This window comes from Gilliamella sp. wkB171, assembly GCF_001693755.1.
Taxonomy (GTDB): Bacteria; Pseudomonadota; Gammaproteobacteria; order Enterobacterales; family Orbaceae; genus Gilliamella; species Gilliamella apicola_F.
Window position 1 is genome coordinate 103,238 of sequence record NZ_LYST01000039.1, and the last position, 18,780, is coordinate 122,017.

Sequence of the window (18,780 nt, forward strand, 5' to 3'; positions counted from 1 at the left end):
AAATCGGTATATGATATGTGTAAATTATCATTATAGACTATAGATTAATGAACGAAATCGAATTGAAGTTTGAAATAACTAATCGCCAAATTGCTGATCTAACGTTGTTTTTAAACCAGTGGGTTAATTGTGATGCTGCTGAGTATCTAGATAGTGGACAAACGCAGCCAAGAATTTCGCAATTAATCCTATTAAACACTTATTATGATACTACAGACTATTATTTGCGTAATAATGGCTGTGGATTAAGAGTCAGGGTAAGCGAACAAGGTTCAAATCAACATTGTGAAATGACTCTCAAGCGTGATTCTCAATCAATAGCGGGTTTGCATCAACGCGCTGAATACAATATTGATTTACCCAGCCCACACCTTGATATAACGGTTTTGCCTAAAACTGCATTACCAAAAGATTGCGATATTAACCAACTACAAAATCATCTTAAGCCTTTATTTAGCACCAATTTTAAACGCCAAGCTTGGTTAATTTTATTTGCTAATAGCGAAATAGAAGTAGCTTTAGACCAAGGTGAAATCGAGTCTAATGGAACAAAATTACCAATCCAAGAAGTTGAATTAGAAATAAAACAAGGTAATAAGCAAGATTTGATTAATTTTGCTATTGAATTAGCTCGGTTTAATTTGCACCTTTTTTCGCAAAGTAAAGCAGCAAGAGGTTATCGTTTATTAAAAAATCAACCAATTAACCACAGTGAAATTAATTTAAGTTATCAACAAAGCTTACCTGATATTTTAAAATTCTGGCAACAAAATGAAGAGTATGCCTTAGCTAATAACGATCTCAACTTTTATCAACACACATTACAACAAGTTCAACAAACTTTGTTAGAAAAGGGTGTTTTAATTGAACCTGAATTCAATCAATGGCAGCATGCGTTACAATCGATTAAATCAGTAAGCGATTTTGCTTATAGTGAGGTAAATACTAAATTGAAGTTAATGTTATTAGCTCAAAATAACCGGTAGTATTTTAGCAATATGTTTTAAATCATTATGGAACATTAAATGCCCGTTAATTTTTTTAAATTACCTTTATTGACGATATTATTTTTTCTGCTAATTAACGTTATTTTGCTAACAGGTTATTATTGTTTTTTTGACATTAGCCTGTTTTTTTCACCAACCATCGGACAGGGATCGTTTTATTCGATAGGGAGTAATGTTCTTTTAACGCATTTCTTAATTCAACTACCCAATTTATTATTTATTTTTATTATCTCAACACTGCTTTTATCTCGACAAGCTATTTATCAAATCCAATGGCGTAATGTCAGTTTTATTTTCATTATTTCAATTGTCATCACATTGATAACGATGGTTAGTCAATACTACCTAAATCAATATATTGATCCTCTCTTAAATCAAAGTTCAGCATCGATACTGTCTATATTAACCTCTTGGATAGTGGTTATAGTATTGATGATAATTGACTATATTGTGATAGCAATGATGTTTTATTTAGGCATGAAATTATTTAAAAAATACCTTATTTATACCCATTATTGCCTAACTAGGCAGCAAAATAAAAATTTACATTTATCATTGTATATCGCGCTATTTAATTGGTACTTTTTAACTTTGTTATTTAGTTTTTTTTACATACAGAACGTTTTTTATACGTCTTTGCTTGCTAATTTGGTTAGAACTGGCATATTGTTTACTTTTCTAATTGTAGTAAATACATTAGGTTATTTTGCCTTACGTAACTGTTTTACGGCTGTAAAAACCCATTTAGAAATAAAAAAACTGATCTTGAGTTCTTTATGGGCTTTTTTAATTCTTTGTTGTTTAACGTTAGCATTGATGTTTGGATTAATCCGATTGATGGAATTAATCTCAAATGAATATATATCAGACACCATAGAAATAGGTTTGTGGTACCTATTTCTTTTGATTTTGTGCGTGTTAAGTTGTTTTGTCACTAGAGTATCGGTAAAACTGTTTTTTAAACAGCGTCAACTTGTCAATCAACCCAATTTTGTATGAGCTAATAATATGTCAGAATTAACTTCACTATTTAATGATAAAAAACAGAAAATTATCTCACAATTGACTGAATGTGATCCTAATGATGTTCAAGTTAATTTAGATATTTTGGTTCAAAGTGATTTTGTCGTTGATGCTTTTTGTCGCTTTCCAGAATGGCTGACAGACATTGTTAACAATCCTCCTCAGGCTGATGAAAGAGGTAACTATCAACAATGGTTAAATCAAAAGTTAGCGTTGGTATCTGATGAATTGACGCTCATGAAAGCGTTAAGATTATTTAGGCGTTATATCTTAGTGAGGCTTGAATGGTCACAATTAACGCAAACCAGTAGCGATGAGCAAATTTTATTGCAACTTACTCACTTGGCTGAGGTGATTATTATCACCGCACGAGATTGGCTTTATGAACTGAGTTGTAAAGAGTGGGGGACGCCGTGTAATTCGCAAGGGCAAGCGCAACCTTTACTTATTCTTGGTATGGGAAAATTAGGGGGCGGAGAACTTAATTTTTCATCTGATATTGATCTTATTTTTACTTATCCTGAACACGGACAAACACAAGGCGGTCGTCGCGAATTAGACAATGCTGTGTTTTTTACGCGTTTGGGACAACGTTTAATTAGGGCATTAGATCAGGTTACCGAGGATGGTTTTGTCTACCGAGTTGATATGCGCTTACGTCCTCTAGGCGATGGTGGTCCGCTTGTTTTAAGTTTTTCGTCGATGGAAGACTATTATCAAGAACAAGGTCGCGATTGGGAACGTTATGCGATGGTTAAAGCAAAAGTACTTGGTAACCAACAAGATCATTATACTGTTGAACTCTATCAACTTCTTAAGCCATTTGTTTATCGTCGTTATATTGATTTTAGTGTATTACAATCATTGCGTAACATGAAAAGTATGATTGAACGTGAGGTTCGTCGTCGAGGTTTAAAAAATAATATCAAATTGGGTGCAGGCGGTATTCGTGAAATTGAATTTATTGTACAAGTTTTTCAACTTATTCGTGGCGGGCGAGTTGTTGGATTACAGACTCGTTCGCTGTTAACCGCACTACAAGTCATTGAACATGAACAGTTATTGAATTATCAAGAAGTCTCAATTTTACGTGAAAACTACCTATTTTTACGTCGTTGTGAAAATGTGTTGCAAGCAATCAATGATGAACAAACACAAACACTTCCCGACGATGAATTAAATAAAACTCGGTTATCATTGTCTATGGGGTTTGGCACTTGGCATGAATTTGAAACGGAATTATTTGTTCGAATGCAGGCGAATCGTCAAATATTCAATGAATTAATTGGTGAGGATGACAATGAGTCCTCTCCTAAAACTAAACCTTATAATGACCAATTTGATGAATTATGGGTACCTGATTTGCAATTGAGTGATGTGCAAGCAGTATTACCTGATTATTCAGATGAGAAAGCTAATCAGCTCTACCAATTACTTTTACAGTTTCGTGATGATATTGGTAAACGCACTATCGGCGTACGTGGACGAGAAATACTCGATCAGCTCATGCCACGTTTACTTGATGCTTGCTGTAATGACAGTCATAGCCATAGCTTGATGGTATTATCACGTATTTTGCCATTATTGGTAAATATTGTAAGCCGTACCACCTATTTAGAACTGTTATTAGAATATCCAACTGCATTAAAACAATTAATTCGATTATGTAGTGCATCGCCTATGATTAGCGATCAGCTTGCGCATTATCCAATTTTGCTTGATGAGTTAATTGATATCAATTCATTGTATCAAACGCCCGCTCCAGATGAATATAAAAACCAACTTTATCAATATTTATTACGTATTTTATCGGATGATGAAGAACAACAACTTGAGGCATTAAGGCAATTCAAACAAATGCAACTACTGCACATCGCAGCGGCTGATGTTGAACATGTATTATCGACCATGAAAGTCAGTGATCATTTAACCTATGTTGCAGAATCGCTCCTTGATTTTGTTGTTCAAATGGCCTGGAATCAGATGGTTAGTCGTTATGGTAAACCTGATTATTTAGTGGATAACCAGAAAGGATTGGTGGTGGTTGCTTATGGTAAATTAGGTGGATGGGAGCTGGGCTACGGTTCAGACTTAGATTTAGTTTTTTTACATGATTGCCCCGTTCATAGCATGACCAATGGTAATAAGCAGATCGATAGTCGTCAATTTTACTTACGATTAGTGCAACGAATAATTCACCTATTTAATGTACGAACCAGTTTTGGTATTCTTTATGAAGTTGATGTCCGCTTGCGACCACAAGGTGATGCAGGACTATTAGCGTGTAGTTTGGATTCATTTGAAGATTATCAGATGAATGAAGCATGGACATGGGAACACCAAGCTTTGGTTCGAGCAAGAGCTGTTTATGGAGAACCCGCACTCATCCATCGCTTTAATCAGATTCGTCATAGTATTTTAAGCCAGCCTCGAGATGAAAATCGATTAAAAACTGAAGTACGAGAGATGCGCGAAAAGATGAGAAGCCATTTAGGCTCCACACAATCAGACTTATTTAATTTAAAAATTGATGAAGGTGGGATTGGCGATATTGAATTTTTGTCTCAGTTTTTGGTACTTAATTATGCTCATCAACAACCTAAAATGACGCAATGGAGTGATAATGTACGTATTTTAGAGTTGGCTGCAAAATATCAAATTATGGATAGTGAACAAGCGCAGCAATTGACAAAAGCTTATATCGACATGCGTAACGAAATTCATCGTTTGGCCTTGCAAGTTTTACCCGGTACTGTTGATAATTCTTGTTTTACACAGGAAAGGGCAATAGTAAAACAGAGCTGGAATAGATGGTTAAATTGAATGTTTAATATTGGTTAATAAGCGAGTTTGATTTCAAAAAACAATAATGCTAAACATCTTATTAAAACTAACCTAATCGTTAGGCTCTATTTTCAAGTTTGATAAAGATTCAACAAACTTAAATTAAATAGAGTGATAATCTAAGGTTAAAATAAGATTTTAATATCAACACGTTATCATATAGTTAGTTAATTTGAGTGGTTTATTACCGGTTATTTATGGAGTTTAAGATTAATGGCAACGATCAAAGATATCGCTAAGATGGCAGGTGTATCACATGGTACGGTGTCAAATGTACTAAATGGTCGCGGTAATGTCAGTGTCAAAAAAATTAAACTTGTTGAGCAAGCCGCTCAAGCATTAGGGTATCAACTAAACTTACAAGCAAAGTTTTTAAAACAAGGAACGACCAAAACGATTTCGGTCTTATTACCCAATATTACCTCTGAACAGTACGCCGATTTATATGATGGGCTTTTTAGTTATTTAAATCGATTAGGTTATGGACTAACCTTATATTTAACCTATGATTCAAAAGAGTTTGAATTACAACTCATCCAAGAAATTGCAGTAAAACGCGATTATGCGGTAATTGTGGTAAGCGCTTTAGATAGTGCACAAAGTTATTACCAAACGTTAAAAATAGACAAAGAAAAAATTATTTTTGTTTATCGTAAACCAAAATCCGCGCTGAAATTCATATCATTAGATTTTGAAAAAGCTGGGCATGATATTGCGTGCGAAATGATAAAAAATAATTATCGGCATATCGGCTTATTTAGTAACTCTGACCAACATACTCATTCGCAATCTTTCAAAAAAGGTTTACAGCAAACCTTTAAGCAACAAAACTATCATGTCGATATAAATTGCATTGCTTCAATGCCTTCAAATAGTACCTATAATTTATCATTCAATTTTTTTGCAAATGAGCAAGTAGGGTACGATGCCATCATTACCATGGATATGGAGCGCGCACATTTTGTTCGAAATGCTAATTATTTTGGAAGTTTACAACCTTGCCCACCAATTTATACATTAACGAAGAATAGTTTTTTTTATGAAAACCATTTTTATCAATATCATATGAATTATGGGATATTAAGTCGGCAAATTGCCAATCTAATTGAGGACCAGCCAATTACTTTACCTGAAAATAAAGGATTTACCTTACTTCCTGATTCATTGCCCCACGACAAGACTAACTATGGTGATGAAATTAATTTTTTAATTCTTCCCAGCCCGTCAACCCAAGCCGTAGCCAAATTATTACCTCACTTTAGCAAAATAAGTGGTATTAACGTTAATTTAATAGTTAAACCTTTTGATGAGATTTATCACATACTTAATCATGTAGAACATCATAAATATCTGGATATTATTCGGATTGATATGGCAGGGCTACCTTGGTTTGCCCCTTCAATATTTAAGCCATTATCTGAGCTGCAAATTGATTTATCTCACATCTTTGCACGCTATACACCTGAAATAATAGACCGTTTTAGTTATGTGAATAATATCGCTTATGCCTTGCCGTTCGATCCAAGTGTGCAGATGCTTTTTTACCGTAAAGATCTTTTTGATGATCCTTTAATTAAACGCGCTTATTTTGAACAGTTTCGTCAACAACTTGATGTACCGACTAATTTTGCTGATTTTAATCAAATATCGGCTTTTTTTAATCGACAGCAAAATGGGGAGTCGCAAGTAGAATTTGGTAGTTGTTTTACCTCAGGTAATGATGAACTTATCGCTTCCGAGTTCTTAGTCCGCTATTATGCACAAGGTGGAAAATTATTTAATCATTCCCAACCACAGCTCAATACTGTTATAGCACTTACAACGTTAACTCAATTACACTCTTTTATTAAACTAGCTAAAAATATAAATGCCACTTGGTGGCAAGATTCAGTGAAATTATTTGAACAAGGCAAGCTAGCGATGCTAATTGTTTATATGAATTTGTTTAGTTGTATAAATCATCGTAACATTTTGCCGTTGGTGGGGTATGCTAAAGTGCCGGGTAATAAGCCTTTATTTGGTGGTGGTTCTTTAGGTGTATCAAAGTACAGTCAAAAAGATGCAGCAATAAAATCTTTTTTTGAGTGGCTATATTCACCAGAAATTAGCGAACAAATTGCGTTGTTGGGTGGGGCAACGGCACAAAACTCTATTTTTCAAAATCAACGCATTATCAATAGTTATCCGTGGCTTACTGTGGCTCAGCAGCAGTACGCTAACGGTATTCGTGAAAATAGTATAAAAGGTAAGGCTGTGAATTTAAGGTGTGTTGAAAACATCATAGGCAATTATTTATCAAAGTGGATGACTAAGCAATACGATTCAAAACAAGTTATTGATTTAATTAATGATGAGATAAAAAAACAATATTGCTAATGATAAACACACTAACAATATTGTTTAATTCAATAATTAAAATCAGATTATTTTGATTTTTCTTTTGGGGCTATAATTACATCTTTATCTTTGAACAATAACCAAAAACCAATAGCAACAATGGCTGCCACTACAGCAGGATAGATCCAAAACTCTTGCCATTGTGGCCCAGCATTTGGCAGCGTTTTTTCGGTAACCACGCGATTGTTGATAAATCCACAAACCGATGCGGCCATAAATACGCCAAAGCCATTAGAAACAATAAAACGTAATCCTTGCGCTTGTGCTTTGATTTCTGGTCCTGCCTTTTTATCTACATAAATATCACCAGCGGTAAAGAAGAAGTCCCAACAAACACCTTGTAAAAGTAATGTGCCAATAATGTAAAAGAACATCGTACTACCGTCGGCAGTCGCGGCTAACGATAACATCAAACTACGAATAACCCAGCAAATTGCGCCAAATAAAATGATTTTTTTGAAACCAAAACGACCTAATAAGAAAGATAAAAGGAACATAAATAAAACTTCAGTGGCGATAGCTATTTGCATCATTGATGCAGGCTCTAATCCTAAAACAGGTAGATAAACCGGTAAATAAGCACTATAAGCTGTTTTAGTTATCATTAAGATAAACGTTGATAACATAAAAATAGTAAAGTATTTGTCTTTAAATAGTGATAATGCATCTAAACACATCGCATCGCGCAAAGAGAATTTTTTATTTTTGCTAGTTGGTGGTGTATTAGGTAAAGTGAAACAATAAATGCCATAAACCACAGATGCACCTGAAGCAAGTAAAAATGAATTGATAGAACTAGAAAAACCCGTGTAACCAAGAATTAACCCTACAATCATAAAGCCGATGGTACCAAATACACGAATAATCGGGAACCAGCGCACACCATCTATATGTCTAAAGCTAACGCTATTAGCTAATGCCGTTGTTGGATAGAATAATAAACCAACGATGAAAATCATGATTAAAAAGCCAGCAATATTGCCGTTTTCAACAAAGTTAGGAATCAAGAATAATACAACGGCATTAAGAATATGTAATATGCCCATCACTTTTTGTGATGCGATAAATCTATCCGCAATCATGCCAATGAATAACGGTGAAATAATGGTTGCGATACCTAATACAGAGTAAGTTGATCCAACAATCTCTTTTAATCCATAAGCAGCGAGTACAGCCCCAATAACCATATTCCATGCACCTTGCACAAAATATTGTAAAAACATCATTACCAGTAGACGTGGTATTTTAAACATAAAAAACTCCGTATTAAATTGTTTTTATTAAGCCGTCATAAGCGACTTCTATATTATGAGGTTTGAATATTTCCACTAATTCATCGTGCATAAAGCCACTACTATGTGAATGATGCGACGTTATTAGTTGTGTTTTATCATGGAAAATATTTTCACTAATCATGCGTTGTTGTGCGGCGATCACAGTTTCAATGCTCATATGATTATTGGTGCGGTCGTTCTGTTTATAGCCATAGGTACATTCAAAGATAGCTAAATCAATTTTTTTGCCGCTATTTTTAAGCCATTGCCAAGTGAGTTCAGGAAAATAGCCTGAATCATGACCATGAAGAATAGTTTTCCCATCTTTTTCAATTAAGTAGATGAAACAAAATTCCCATTTTGCATGATTCGATAGTAAAGGCGTTACATGATAGCCAGCAGAGCTGGTAATAGTCTGATACGGGACCAATAAATTAAAAACAAAGCGTTCAGGGCTGTAACCTGGTAGTACATGTAAGCACCCATTTATTGCAATATCATTGCCGTAGATATAAAGCGGGTGATCAATGTTAAAGCCATAATCTACCATACGGCTAAATAGATCACCGACATTAAAATGGTCTGGATGGGTATGCGTAAATAACAAATCTTTGATTTTAGTTACATCAATATTTTCTCGCATGACTTGGTAACTAAATTCGGGTGCAAAGTCAATTTGCATGATTTCATCAATGATAACGGAGCTTCGACTCCTGATATTTTTACCTTTTTGTATGCGGGTTTTCTCGCAGATTTCACATTTACAAAAAGGATTTGGGATACCTTCCGAGGCTGCTGTACCCAAAAACTGTAGTTTCACATTGTTCTCCTATAATTCAATGATTCAAATTGTTGTCATTTTATTTCTTGATATAAAGCATTTAAAATTGGAACGTTCCAATTTTATTGAAATGACTTGAATTCCACAATAAAATTAATTAATTTTTTGTTAATTCGTGAGGAAGATCAAAATTTGTAAGGGGTGATGAGTGTCGAAATATAAAATTAATGAGGGGAGAAGATTATCGGCGATTTTACTCATTCGCCGATAGATCGTTATTTAAAAGTAGATAATGGGTAATATTTAGTTTGCTTCTTTCCAAAGAATTAAGTCTTGATCCTCAAGGTCAGATGCATCAAATCCAACTACTGGGGGAAGATCTTCGCGATCAAACGCTATGTCGCCACCATTGACATCAATATCCCCTTTTTTGATACCTTTAAAATCATAAAGGTTGGTATCACATAAATGTGAAAGCGTAATATTTTGCGTGGCTCTAAACATGGTTTCTATACGACCAGGAAACTTTTTATCCCAATCGTTTAGCATCTCTTTAATCACTTGGCGTTGTAAATTAGGTTGTGAACCACAAAGATTACATGGAATGATTGGGAATTGCTTAATTTCAGCATATTTTGCAATATCCTTTTCTTTACAGTAAGCAAGCGGTCGAATAATAATATGTTCGCCTGAGTCATTAACCAATTTGGGTGGCATTGCTTTAAGTTTGCCACCATAAAACATATTTAAAAATAACGTTTCTAGAATATCATCACGATGATGACCTAAGGCAATTTTGGTCGCGCCAAGCTCCGTTGCGGTGCGGTATAAAATACCACGACGCAAACGAGAACAAAGTGAACACGTTGTTTTGCCTTCTGGAATTTTTTCTTTTACGATACCATAAGTATTTTCTTGAACAATTTTATATTCAATACCTAATGACTCTAAGTACTGAGGCAAAACATGTTCAGGAAATCCGGGTTGTTTTTGATCTAAATTGACGGCAATTAGTTCAAAATTGATCGGGGCACTGATTTTCAAATTTAATAAAATATCAAGTAGCGTATAGCTATCTTTACCACCTGATAAGCAAACCATAATCCGATCACCATCTTCAATCATATTGAAGTCGGCAATGGCTTCTCCCGTTAGGCGACGTAACCGTTTATGTAATTTATTTTGATTATATGTATTCATCACGATTTTTAGATTATTCAGCTCGGCTCATATAACGGCGTTCAGCAATATGAATTTTCACTTTTTCGTTATTATCAATGTATTCTGGAACCTGGATAACTAAGCCTGTTGATAAGGTTGCTGGTTTTGTGCGTGCACTGGCAGACGCACCTTTGATGCTAGGTGAAGTTTCAATGATTTCTAAATCAACTGTTTGAGGTAACTCTAATGCAACTACCTCGCCATCAGCCATTAGCACTTGAATACCGTTCATTCCACCTTCAGGAATAAATAATAGCTCTTCTTCGATTTGTGCTTTTTTGAAGATAAACGGCGTGTAATCTTCATTATCCATAAAGACATACTCATCACCATCGATATATGAAAAACTAACCGGACGACGAATTAATTCAATGGTTTCGATAATATCATCACCTTTAAAACGTTCTTCGACTTTACCGCCAGTTTTTACATCAGTAAATCGCATTTTATAAAGGGTGCTAGCGCCACGTGCACTAGGGCTTTGAACATCAATATCTTTAACCAATAATAATTTACCGTTATAAGTGACTGCATCACCACGTTTTATTTCATTTGCTTTAGCCATAATATCTTCTTCGTGATTATTAATAATAGAGTTGAAAATTAGCTCGCTATTTTAGCGCTATCTTGCTATTGTCACCAACAAAATTTACCGAATAATGTCAAATTATGAAAAAAACAACGGATAGCTTATTTCAATGTCGAAAAAACTGCGGTGCTTGTTGTATTGCGCCTTCAATTTCGTCAATGATTCCCGGTATGCCAAATGGTAAACCCGCTGGAGTTGCGTGCATTCATTTAAATGGTAATTTTCAATGTGACTTATTTGGACAGTCATCAAGACCACAAGTTTGTGGTCGGTTAAAGCCTTGTATTGAGATGTGTGGCAACAATCGTGTACAAGCTTTAAATTATTTAACTCAATTAGAACAGTTAACTAGCGTTTAACTATTGCTAATATTTAATAAACGAGTTTTATTATTAGAATTATTTATCTCGCGTCGTTTTTTTTTTGATAAACTTCATCGCATTTCATTATTTAATGATAAATGACCATATTAATTAGATTAGTCTTCAGTTAATTATTGATAGGATTGCTGTATCACACTATTAACTGAATTTTTCTTATTGTCTTTTTTAATCTTTTTAAACAGAAGAATATTGTTATGAATAATAAATTAAAACGGGACTTAAAATCTCGGCATTTAGCCATGATTGCTATTGGCGGTTCAATTGGTACAGGGCTTTTTGTTGCTTCTGGCGCAACGGTTGCTCAAGCGGGGCCCGGTGGTGCATTACTTTCGTATGCTATTATTGGTGTTATGGTGTACTTTTTAATGACAAGCCTTGGTGAACTAGCGGCGTATTTACCGGTATCAGGTACCTTTGCTACGTATGGCGCTCGTTATGTTGATGAGGCTTTTGGTTTCGCAATTGGATGGAATTATTGGTATAACTGGGCAATTACTGTTGCAGTAGATTTAGTTGCTGCTCAGCTTGTTATCTCTTATTGGTTTGATGCAGGTAGTTATAGTTGGCTTTGGAGCTTACTGTTTTTAAGTATCATCTTTTGTTTAAACTATATTTCTGTAAAAGGATTTGGTGAAGCCGAGTTTTGGTTCTCATTAATTAAAGTTGTCACAGTTATCGTGTTCATTGTGATTGGTTTGTTGATGATTGTTGGCATTTTAAAAGGGAGTGAAAACGCAGGTTGGCAAAATTGGACTATTGGTGATGCGCCTTTTGTTGGTGGTTTTTCATCGATGATAGGGGTTGCGATGGTTGTTGGCTTCTCATTTCAAGGTACGGAGCTAATAGGAATAGCGGCTGGCGAGTCAAAAGATCCAGAAAAAAATATTCCAAAAGCGATGAAGCAAGTTTTTTGGCGAATTTTACTGTTTTATATTTTTGCTATTTTGGTCATTAGCTTAATTATTCCTTATACAGATCCAAATTTATTACGTAATGAAGAAACTGACATCAGTGTCAGTCCATTTACCTTAGTTTTTCAGCATGCAGGACTATTATCCGCTGCGGCAATTATGAATGCGGTTATTTTAACATCGGTATTATCGGCGGGTAATTCGGGTTTATATGCCTCAACGCGGATGCTTTATGCATTGGCTAAAGAGGGGAAAGCCCCTAAAATCTTTTCAAGATTATCTTCATCAGGGGTACCTAGATTTGCACTTATCGCAACGACAATTATTGCTATGCTATGTTTTTTAACTTCGATGTATAAAGATCAAGAAGTTTATTTATGGTTGCTTAATATGTCAGGCATGACAGGTTTTATAGCTTGGCTTGGTATTGCAATTAGTCACTACCGTTTTAGAAAAGGTTATATTGCACAAGGATTAGATGTCAATAAGTTACCTTATCGTTCAAGCTGTTTTCCATTTGGTCCAATATTTGCTTTTGTTCTATGTTTGATTATTACACTAGGTCAAAATTATGAAGCATTTTTACAAGAGACTATTGATTGGAATGGCGTAATAGCAACATATGTCGGTTTACCACTATTTTTGGTAATCTATTTTGGCTACAAAATTGTGAAAAAGACCAAATGGGTTAAATATTCAGAAATGGATTTCTCACAAGTAAATTAATTAGCATAATAGTATTTAAGCTCTTTTTTCCGTCGACATAAGTCGACGGAATTTTATTAAAAAAGAGAATAAACCGTTTTAGATTTAATAATGATTAAATAACAATTCTGATGATAACGATATTAGCGACTACGGAATATGATACGTGCTTTAGATAGATCGTAAGGTGTCATTTCAACGGTAACTTTATCGCCAGTTAAAATGCGAATATAATTTTTGCGCATTTTACCAGAAATATGTGCAGTAACGACATGACCATTTTCAAGTTCAACACGGAACATCGTGTTTGGAAGAGTATCAAGTATGGTACCTTGCATTTCAATGTTATCTTCTTTTGCCATTGGGGCCTCTTATTAATAAATACAAATTAAATATACTCATATCATCATCCATTTATTCCCATATCATCTGGGGATAACGTGACAACTAAAAACTTTTTTAAAACTGCTTTTATCGACTTTTGTACATATAGATTAATTGACATTGAGTATAAGCTATAAAATCACTGAATTTATAATATATAAAGACAGCGGCAAAATAATGCCGAAAAAACTGACAGAAGTAAAGACCTTTCTAATTTTTCTTTGCATTATAAAGCCCTTGCTCACAAATATAATGCCATACTTTGGGTGGTAATAAATTTTTACAACTTTGTTGATTATGAATATTTTGTCTAATTTCTGTTGCTGATATATTTTCTAAAGGGGTATGTGCAAAATAGATGTAACCAGCTGGAAAATTATGCAAATCGTGAATATTGGTTGTTTGATGTTGAGTGATCCACGCTTGAAGTTCATTGTCAGTCGTATTTTCGGTATAACCTGGACGTCTACAAATAAGTAAATGGCAGTAATTAAGTAGTATTTTCCAATCTTTCCAGGTGGGTAAATTTAATAAAGAATCTTGTCCCATGATAAAGGCTAGACCAGAGAGCTTACCATGTTGGTGACGCCACTGTTGCAGTGTGTCGATAGTGTAAGAAGGTCGTGTTAAATTTTGTGGTAGTATTTCTCTGGTATCAATTGAAAATAACGGCATATCGCTTATAGCTAAATTCAACATAGCTAGGCGCTGTGTTGTTGTTGCTTCAGGCTGCGGTTTATGAGGGGGAATATGATTGGGTAATAAGCTAATTTTTGTTAAGCCAACCTCTTTTGCTAGCGCAATTGCTGGGTAAATGTGTCCATAATGAATTGGATCGAAAGTACCACCGAACAATGCTGTTAACATTTATTTAATCCCATAAATTGCATTGTTAAAGCCGATAGTGCATCCCACACTCGTAGTTGATTATCATGTTTCAAGCTGATTTCAATTTCAGTAAGTAGAGCCAGCGTTGAAAATAGATCTTTAATATCATTACGATTTAAATAATTGGTATACATTGCTCTTTTGTTTTGCCAAATTTTATATTCATCAAAAGTTTGTTTTAACGGTTTTGATGATAAACCTTTTTTTAGATTGATGATCAAAATCAGCTCACGTTGAATAATCCGGAGTAATATTAATGGTTCAAAATCATTCATCTTTAATTGCTGTAAAATGTGAGTTGCTCGCTTTGTTTTATGAGCAACCATTGCATCAATCCAGTGATACGGAGTAAATATGGCGGAATCATTAATATTACTTTCAACTTGATCATAAGTTATTGTTTGGTTTGTATAGAGTAACTTTAGTTGCTCAATAATTTGCGTTAATGCCAGTAAATTTCCTTCGTAATAATAACAAAGAAGATCGATAGCTTCAGGTTCAACCACTATTTGCTTTTGTTGAAGATGATTTTTAATCCATTGTGGTAATAAAGCTGTGTCAGGCGTAGTACAATTGACGACGACTAAATTATCGGATAATTTTTTATACCAAACTGCATTTTCCTGAGTTTTAGTAATTTTGGTTAAACTGATAATTAATGCAATATCAGGATTGAGTATTTCACTTAAACTATTCAGTTTCGAACTCGTCGCTGTATTGATTGTGTTTTCACCAAAATCTAAAAAAATAAGCGTATTGGTTGAAAATAGATTCATTGCATGACAACAATCATAGATAGGCTGCCAATCAGTTTGATTATCTATGCTAAATGTCAGTTGTTCATTAAAGCCAGCTTGTTTAAAAGCGGTTTTTAGCTGCGATTGGCTATAATATTGTAAATAAGGATCGTTGCCTAACAGTAGATAATAGGGCGATCCTAATTTTGTCGTAATTTGGTCTGCGTTGATTTTAATCATGTCAAAAAGTTAATTAACAGCATCAACCGATTTCAATTTTCGAATAATTTGCTTAGCTGCTTGTTTATACATTTCATCTTCAATTAAATCTTGCTCGGTTGTTTTAGCAAGTGCTGCTGTTGGGTTATCAAAAAATGTACGGAAAATACGAACACTAATTGGGTATACCTTTTCACTTGCAACAATAACTTGAGCGTCAACATTTAAGACTAATTGATATTCCGCCGCCTTACCATCTTGGTAAATAGATATCGTACTACGATCAATGGACTCTCTTATAATATTTAAAGAGGGATAATTGTGTGATACATCATTGTTAGCTAATGTAACTTTATTATCCTTTAATAACTCTTTAATATTTCTTGAAAGCTGTCCATAAGGATCATAACTGATATAAGCCATTGTTTTAAATCTTGCCGGTATTTCAGTTTCATTTTGTAGATGAAAACCACACCCCGTCAGTGATACTGCCATTAGCATAAATAAGGCTATATATTTTTTCATAAGTATTACCACCCATGTTTTAATTTTAACAGTATCAACCAACAACAAGATTTAATAATTTACCCGGCACATAAATAACTTTACGAATAGTAACGTCCGCTAAGTATTTTTGGATATTCGGTTCTTGTTTTGCTTGTGCCAATACCAAATCTTGGTCGGCATCAGCAGGTACGGTAAACTTACCACGTACTTTACCATTAATTTGCACAACAATCAGTTTTTCATCTTCGACCATGGCTGACTCTTCAGCTATAGGCCATGTCGCATTATCAATTGTTTCACTATGGCCTAAAGCTTGCCACATGACAAAACAAGCATGAGGCATCATTGGATAAAGCAAACGAACAATCGCATTTAAAGCTTCATCCATAAGCGCATGGTCTTGAGCTGATTCTTGTGGTGCTTTTTGCAAACGATTCATAAACTCCATTACCGCAGCGATAGCAGTATTGAAAGTTTGACGACGACCAATATCATCACTGACCTTAGCAATTGTCTTATGTAACTCACGTCTTAATGCTTTTTGATCGGCATTTAAAGCATTAACATCAAGTTTATCCGCACTGCCTTTTTGCGCATGTTCATAAACTAAACGCCAAACACGCTTAATAAAGCGATTGGCACCTTCAACGCCAGACTCTTGCCATTCAAGGGTCATCTCGGCTGGTGAGGCAAACATCATAAACAAACGTACAGTATCGGCGCCATATTTTTCGACCATTTCTTGTGGATCAATACCGTTATTTTTTGATTTAGACATTTTAGTCATACCGGCATGCACCAGCTCATTACCTTTGCTATCTACCGCTTTCACAATACGACCTTTTTCATCACGTTCGATTGTGACCTCCGTTGGTGATACCCAAATACGTTCATTGGTTGGGCTGGTATAATAAAACGCATCAGCTAACACCATACCTTGGCAAAGCAAACGCTTAGCCGGCTCATCTGATGATACTAGACCAAAATCACGCATTAACTTATGGAAGAATCTAAAATAAAGTAAATGCATAATGGCATGTTCAATACCCCCTACATATTGATCGACTGGCAACCAATAATTGGCAGCTTTTTCGTCTAACATGCCTTTGTCATAATGTGGACAAGTATAACGAGCATAATACCAAGATGATTCCATAAACGTATCAAAGGTATCCGTTTCACGCAATGCTGGTTGTCCATTAACTGTGGTTTTTGCCCAATTAGGATCGGCTTTGATTGGACTGGTAATACCGTTCATTTCAACGTCTTCAGGTAAAATAACTGGCAGCTGATCTTCTGGTGTAGGAATTGTGGTGCCATCTTCAAGGGTCACCATTGGAATTGGTGCGCCCCAATAACGTTGGCGAGAAACCCCCCAATCACGTAGACGGTAATTAACTTTACGTTCACCAATACCTAACGCTATGAGTTTATCGGCAATGGCATTAAACGCTTGCTCAAAATCAAGACCATTAAACTCACCCGAATTAAACAATATACCATGTTGAGTATACGCATTTTCGGAAAGATCCGGCGCTTTGCCATCTTGATCTAAAATTACCGGTTTAATTGGCAAATTGTATTTACTTGCAAACTCATAATCGCGTTCATCATGGCCTGGTACTGCCATTACTGCACCAGTTCCATATTCGATTAAAACAAAATTAGCAATCCAAACCGGAACTTTATCACCTGTTAATGGGTGAATAGCAAAAAATCCTGTCGCCATACCTTTCTTTTCCATGGTCGCCATATCGGCTTCGGCAGTTTTAGTATTTTTGCATTCAGCAATAAATTCAGCAATTTTGCTGTTATTTTGGGCTGCTAATTGTGCTAGTGGGTGTTCTGCCGCAACAGACACAAAACTCACCCCCATTAATGTATCAGGTCGTGTAGTATAAACTCGTAACTTATCCGCATAGTTTTCAACCGTAAAATCAAACTCTACACCTTCAGAGCGGCCGATCCAGTTACGTTGCATGGTTTTAACTTGTTCTGGCCAGTTTTCTAATGTATCTAAATCGTTAAGTAACTCTTCGGCATAATTAGTAATTTTAATAAACCATTGTGGGATCTCTTTGCGTTCAACGGGGGTATTACAGCGCCAACAGCAACCTTCAACCACCTGTTCATTAGCAAGGACGGTCTGATCGTTCGGACACCAGTTAACAGCGGATGTTTTTTTATAGACTAAACCTTTTTCAAACAATTTAGTAAAAAACCACTGCTCCCATTTATAGTATTCAGGACGGCAGGTTGTCACTTCACGATCCCAATCATAACCAAACCCTAATAACTGTAGTTGCTTTTTCATGTAAGCAATATTTTCATAGGTCCATTTAGCCGGTGCGGTGTTATTTTTCACTGCCGCACCTTCTGCCGGTAAACCAAAAGCATCCCAACCAATAGGTTGTAAAACATTTTTGCCATTTAAACGTTGATAGCGTGAAATGGTATCACCGATAGTATAATTTCGAACATGACCAAGGTGTAACCGCCCAGAAGGGTAAGGTAACATTGATAAGCAGTAATACTTTTCTTTTGAGGGATCTTCGGTAACATGGAATGTTTTATTTTCTTGCCAATGTTGTTGAACTTTGGCTTCAATCTCATCGGGGCGATATTGTTCTTGCATGACGAATTAATGTCCTATCTATTATTGCTAATAAAAATAATTTGCTAATTGTATTGGTTATTGTCACGTTTTACAAACGATATGTGAATGTATGAATAGATTTATTAAAGAGGATAATTTAGGCAACTCATTAATAAGATTAACAAACAGAGTAATTGCTAGCTAATAATTTTAGTGATGGGCGGGTAATTATCCCGCCTCTTACGGCTTTAGTTACCATTAAATACGCTGGTTAAGCGTGATAAAAATGAGCGCTGTTCTTCTTTAGGCATGTT

Annotated in this window: 14 protein-coding genes; 5 read left to right on the forward strand and 9 right to left on the reverse strand. The window is 35.1% G+C overall.

Features of this window, described 5'->3' with window-relative positions:
• Positions 1-47: 47 nt before the first annotated feature.
• From A9G03_RS05475 to A9G03_RS05490, 3 genes are all read left to right on the forward strand, one after another.
• Positions 48-986, forward strand: coding sequence for a CYTH domain-containing protein (locus A9G03_RS05475; RefSeq protein WP_065798629.1), 939 nt, complete (start codon positions 48-50; stop codon positions 984-986).
• Between the two features lie 1,029 nt (positions 987-2,015).
• A complete protein-coding gene (gene glnE / locus A9G03_RS05485) occupies positions 2,016-4,853 on the forward strand; it encodes a bifunctional [glutamate--ammonia ligase]-adenylyl-L-tyrosine phosphorylase/[glutamate--ammonia-ligase] adenylyltransferase (protein ID WP_065798631.1) in 2,838 nt (945 codons plus the stop codon).
• 234 nt (positions 4,854-5,087) lie between these two features.
• Positions 5,088-7,250 (forward strand): extracellular solute-binding protein, encoded by a 2,163-nt coding sequence (locus A9G03_RS05490; protein WP_065798632.1) that lies wholly within the window; start codon positions 5,088-5,090, stop codon positions 7,248-7,250.
• 47 nt (positions 7,251-7,297) lie between these two features.
• On the opposite strand, the gene A9G03_RS05495 is transcribed toward A9G03_RS05490, so the two are convergent.
• The 4 genes from A9G03_RS05495 to yeiP form a co-directional block, all read right to left on the reverse strand.
• Entirely contained in the window at positions 7,298-8,524 is a 1,227-nt protein-coding gene (locus A9G03_RS05495; protein ID WP_065798633.1) for an MFS transporter, read from the reverse strand.
• A 13-nt stretch (positions 8,525-8,537) separates the two neighbouring features.
• Positions 8,538-9,365, reverse strand: a complete 828-nt coding sequence (locus tag A9G03_RS05500; protein WP_065634565.1) for an MBL fold metallo-hydrolase — start codon at positions 9,363-9,365, stop codon at positions 8,538-8,540.
• Between the two features lie 264 nt (positions 9,366-9,629).
• Complete coding sequence (gene ttcA / locus A9G03_RS05505) at positions 9,630-10,526, reverse strand: tRNA 2-thiocytidine(32) synthetase TtcA (protein WP_065798634.1); 897 nt, start codon at positions 10,524-10,526, stop codon at positions 9,630-9,632.
• 13 nt (positions 10,527-10,539) lie between these two features.
• Positions 10,540-11,112: an elongation factor P-like protein YeiP gene (gene yeiP, locus A9G03_RS05510; protein ID WP_065634563.1), complete on the reverse strand. Its 573-nt coding sequence runs from the start codon at positions 11,110-11,112 to the stop codon at positions 10,540-10,542.
• 104 nt (positions 11,113-11,216) lie between these two features.
• On the opposite strand from yeiP, the gene A9G03_RS12425 reads away from it, so the two are divergent.
• Complete coding sequence (locus tag A9G03_RS12425) at positions 11,217-11,495, forward strand: YkgJ family cysteine cluster protein (protein WP_065798635.1); 279 nt, start codon at positions 11,217-11,219, stop codon at positions 11,493-11,495.
• Positions 11,496-11,707: 212 nt separating this feature from the next.
• On the forward strand, positions 11,708-13,156 hold the full coding sequence (locus A9G03_RS05520) for an amino acid permease (RefSeq protein ID WP_255307721.1): 1,449 nt from the start codon (positions 11,708-11,710) through the stop codon (positions 13,154-13,156).
• A 122-nt stretch (positions 13,157-13,278) separates the two neighbouring features.
• On the opposite strand, the gene infA is transcribed toward A9G03_RS05520, so the two are convergent.
• The 5 genes from infA to leuS form a co-directional block, all read right to left on the reverse strand.
• Positions 13,279-13,497, reverse strand: coding sequence for a translation initiation factor IF-1 (gene infA / locus A9G03_RS05525; RefSeq protein WP_025315083.1), 219 nt, complete (start codon positions 13,495-13,497; stop codon positions 13,279-13,281).
• Positions 13,498-13,729: 232 nt separating this feature from the next.
• Positions 13,730-14,386, reverse strand: coding sequence for a nicotinate-nucleotide adenylyltransferase (gene nadD / locus A9G03_RS05530; RefSeq protein ID WP_065798636.1), 657 nt, complete (start codon positions 14,384-14,386; stop codon positions 13,730-13,732).
• Positions 14,380-15,384 (reverse strand): DNA polymerase III subunit delta, encoded by a 1,005-nt coding sequence (gene holA / locus A9G03_RS05535; protein ID WP_065798637.1) that lies wholly within the window; start codon positions 15,382-15,384, stop codon positions 14,380-14,382. Before holA ends, nadD begins: the two co-directional genes overlap by 7 nt.
• A gap of 9 nt (positions 15,385-15,393) precedes the next feature.
• Positions 15,394-15,888, reverse strand: a complete 495-nt coding sequence (lptE, locus tag A9G03_RS05540) for an LPS assembly lipoprotein LptE (protein WP_065634558.1) — start codon at positions 15,886-15,888, stop codon at positions 15,394-15,396.
• Between the two features lie 34 nt (positions 15,889-15,922).
• A complete protein-coding gene (leuS, locus tag A9G03_RS05545) occupies positions 15,923-18,505 on the reverse strand; it encodes a leucine--tRNA ligase (protein ID WP_065798638.1) in 2,583 nt (860 codons plus the stop codon).
• Positions 18,506-18,780: the final 275 nt, after the last annotated feature.

What these genes read in the sequence shown, in the direction of transcription:
- A9G03_RS05475 (WP_065798629.1), top strand. Translation starts at nt 48, where the DNA reads ATGAACGAAATCGAATTGAAGTTTGAAATAACTAATCGCCAAATTGCT.
- glnE (WP_065798631.1), top strand. Translation starts at nt 2,016, where the DNA reads ATGTCAGAATTAACTTCACTATTTAATGATAAAAAACAGAAAATTATC.
- A9G03_RS05490 (WP_065798632.1), top strand. Translation starts at nt 5,088, where the DNA reads ATGGCAACGATCAAAGATATCGCTAAGATGGCAGGTGTATCACATGGT.
- A9G03_RS05495 (WP_065798633.1), bottom strand. Translation starts at nt 8,524, where the DNA reads ATGTTTAAAATACCACGTCTACTGGTAATGATGTTTTTACAATATTTT.
- ttcA (WP_065798634.1), bottom strand. Translation starts at nt 10,526, where the DNA reads ATGAATACATATAATCAAAATAAATTACATAAACGGTTACGTCGCCTA.
- yeiP (WP_065634563.1), bottom strand. Translation starts at nt 11,112, where the DNA reads ATGGCTAAAGCAAATGAAATAAAACGTGGTGATGCAGTCACTTATAAC.
- A9G03_RS12425 (WP_065798635.1), top strand. Translation starts at nt 11,217, where the DNA reads ATGAAAAAAACAACGGATAGCTTATTTCAATGTCGAAAAAACTGCGGT.
- infA (WP_025315083.1), bottom strand. Translation starts at nt 13,497, where the DNA reads ATGGCAAAAGAAGATAACATTGAAATGCAAGGTACCATACTTGATACT.
- nadD (WP_065798636.1), bottom strand. Translation starts at nt 14,386, where the DNA reads ATGTTAACAGCATTGTTCGGTGGTACTTTCGATCCAATTCATTATGGA.
- holA (WP_065798637.1), bottom strand. Translation starts at nt 15,384, where the DNA reads ATGATTAAAATCAACGCAGACCAAATTACGACAAAATTAGGATCGCCC.
- lptE (WP_065634558.1), bottom strand. Translation starts at nt 15,888, where the DNA reads ATGAAAAAATATATAGCCTTATTTATGCTAATGGCAGTATCACTGACG.
- leuS (WP_065798638.1), bottom strand. Translation starts at nt 18,505, where the DNA reads ATGCAAGAACAATATCGCCCCGATGAGATTGAAGCCAAAGTTCAACAA.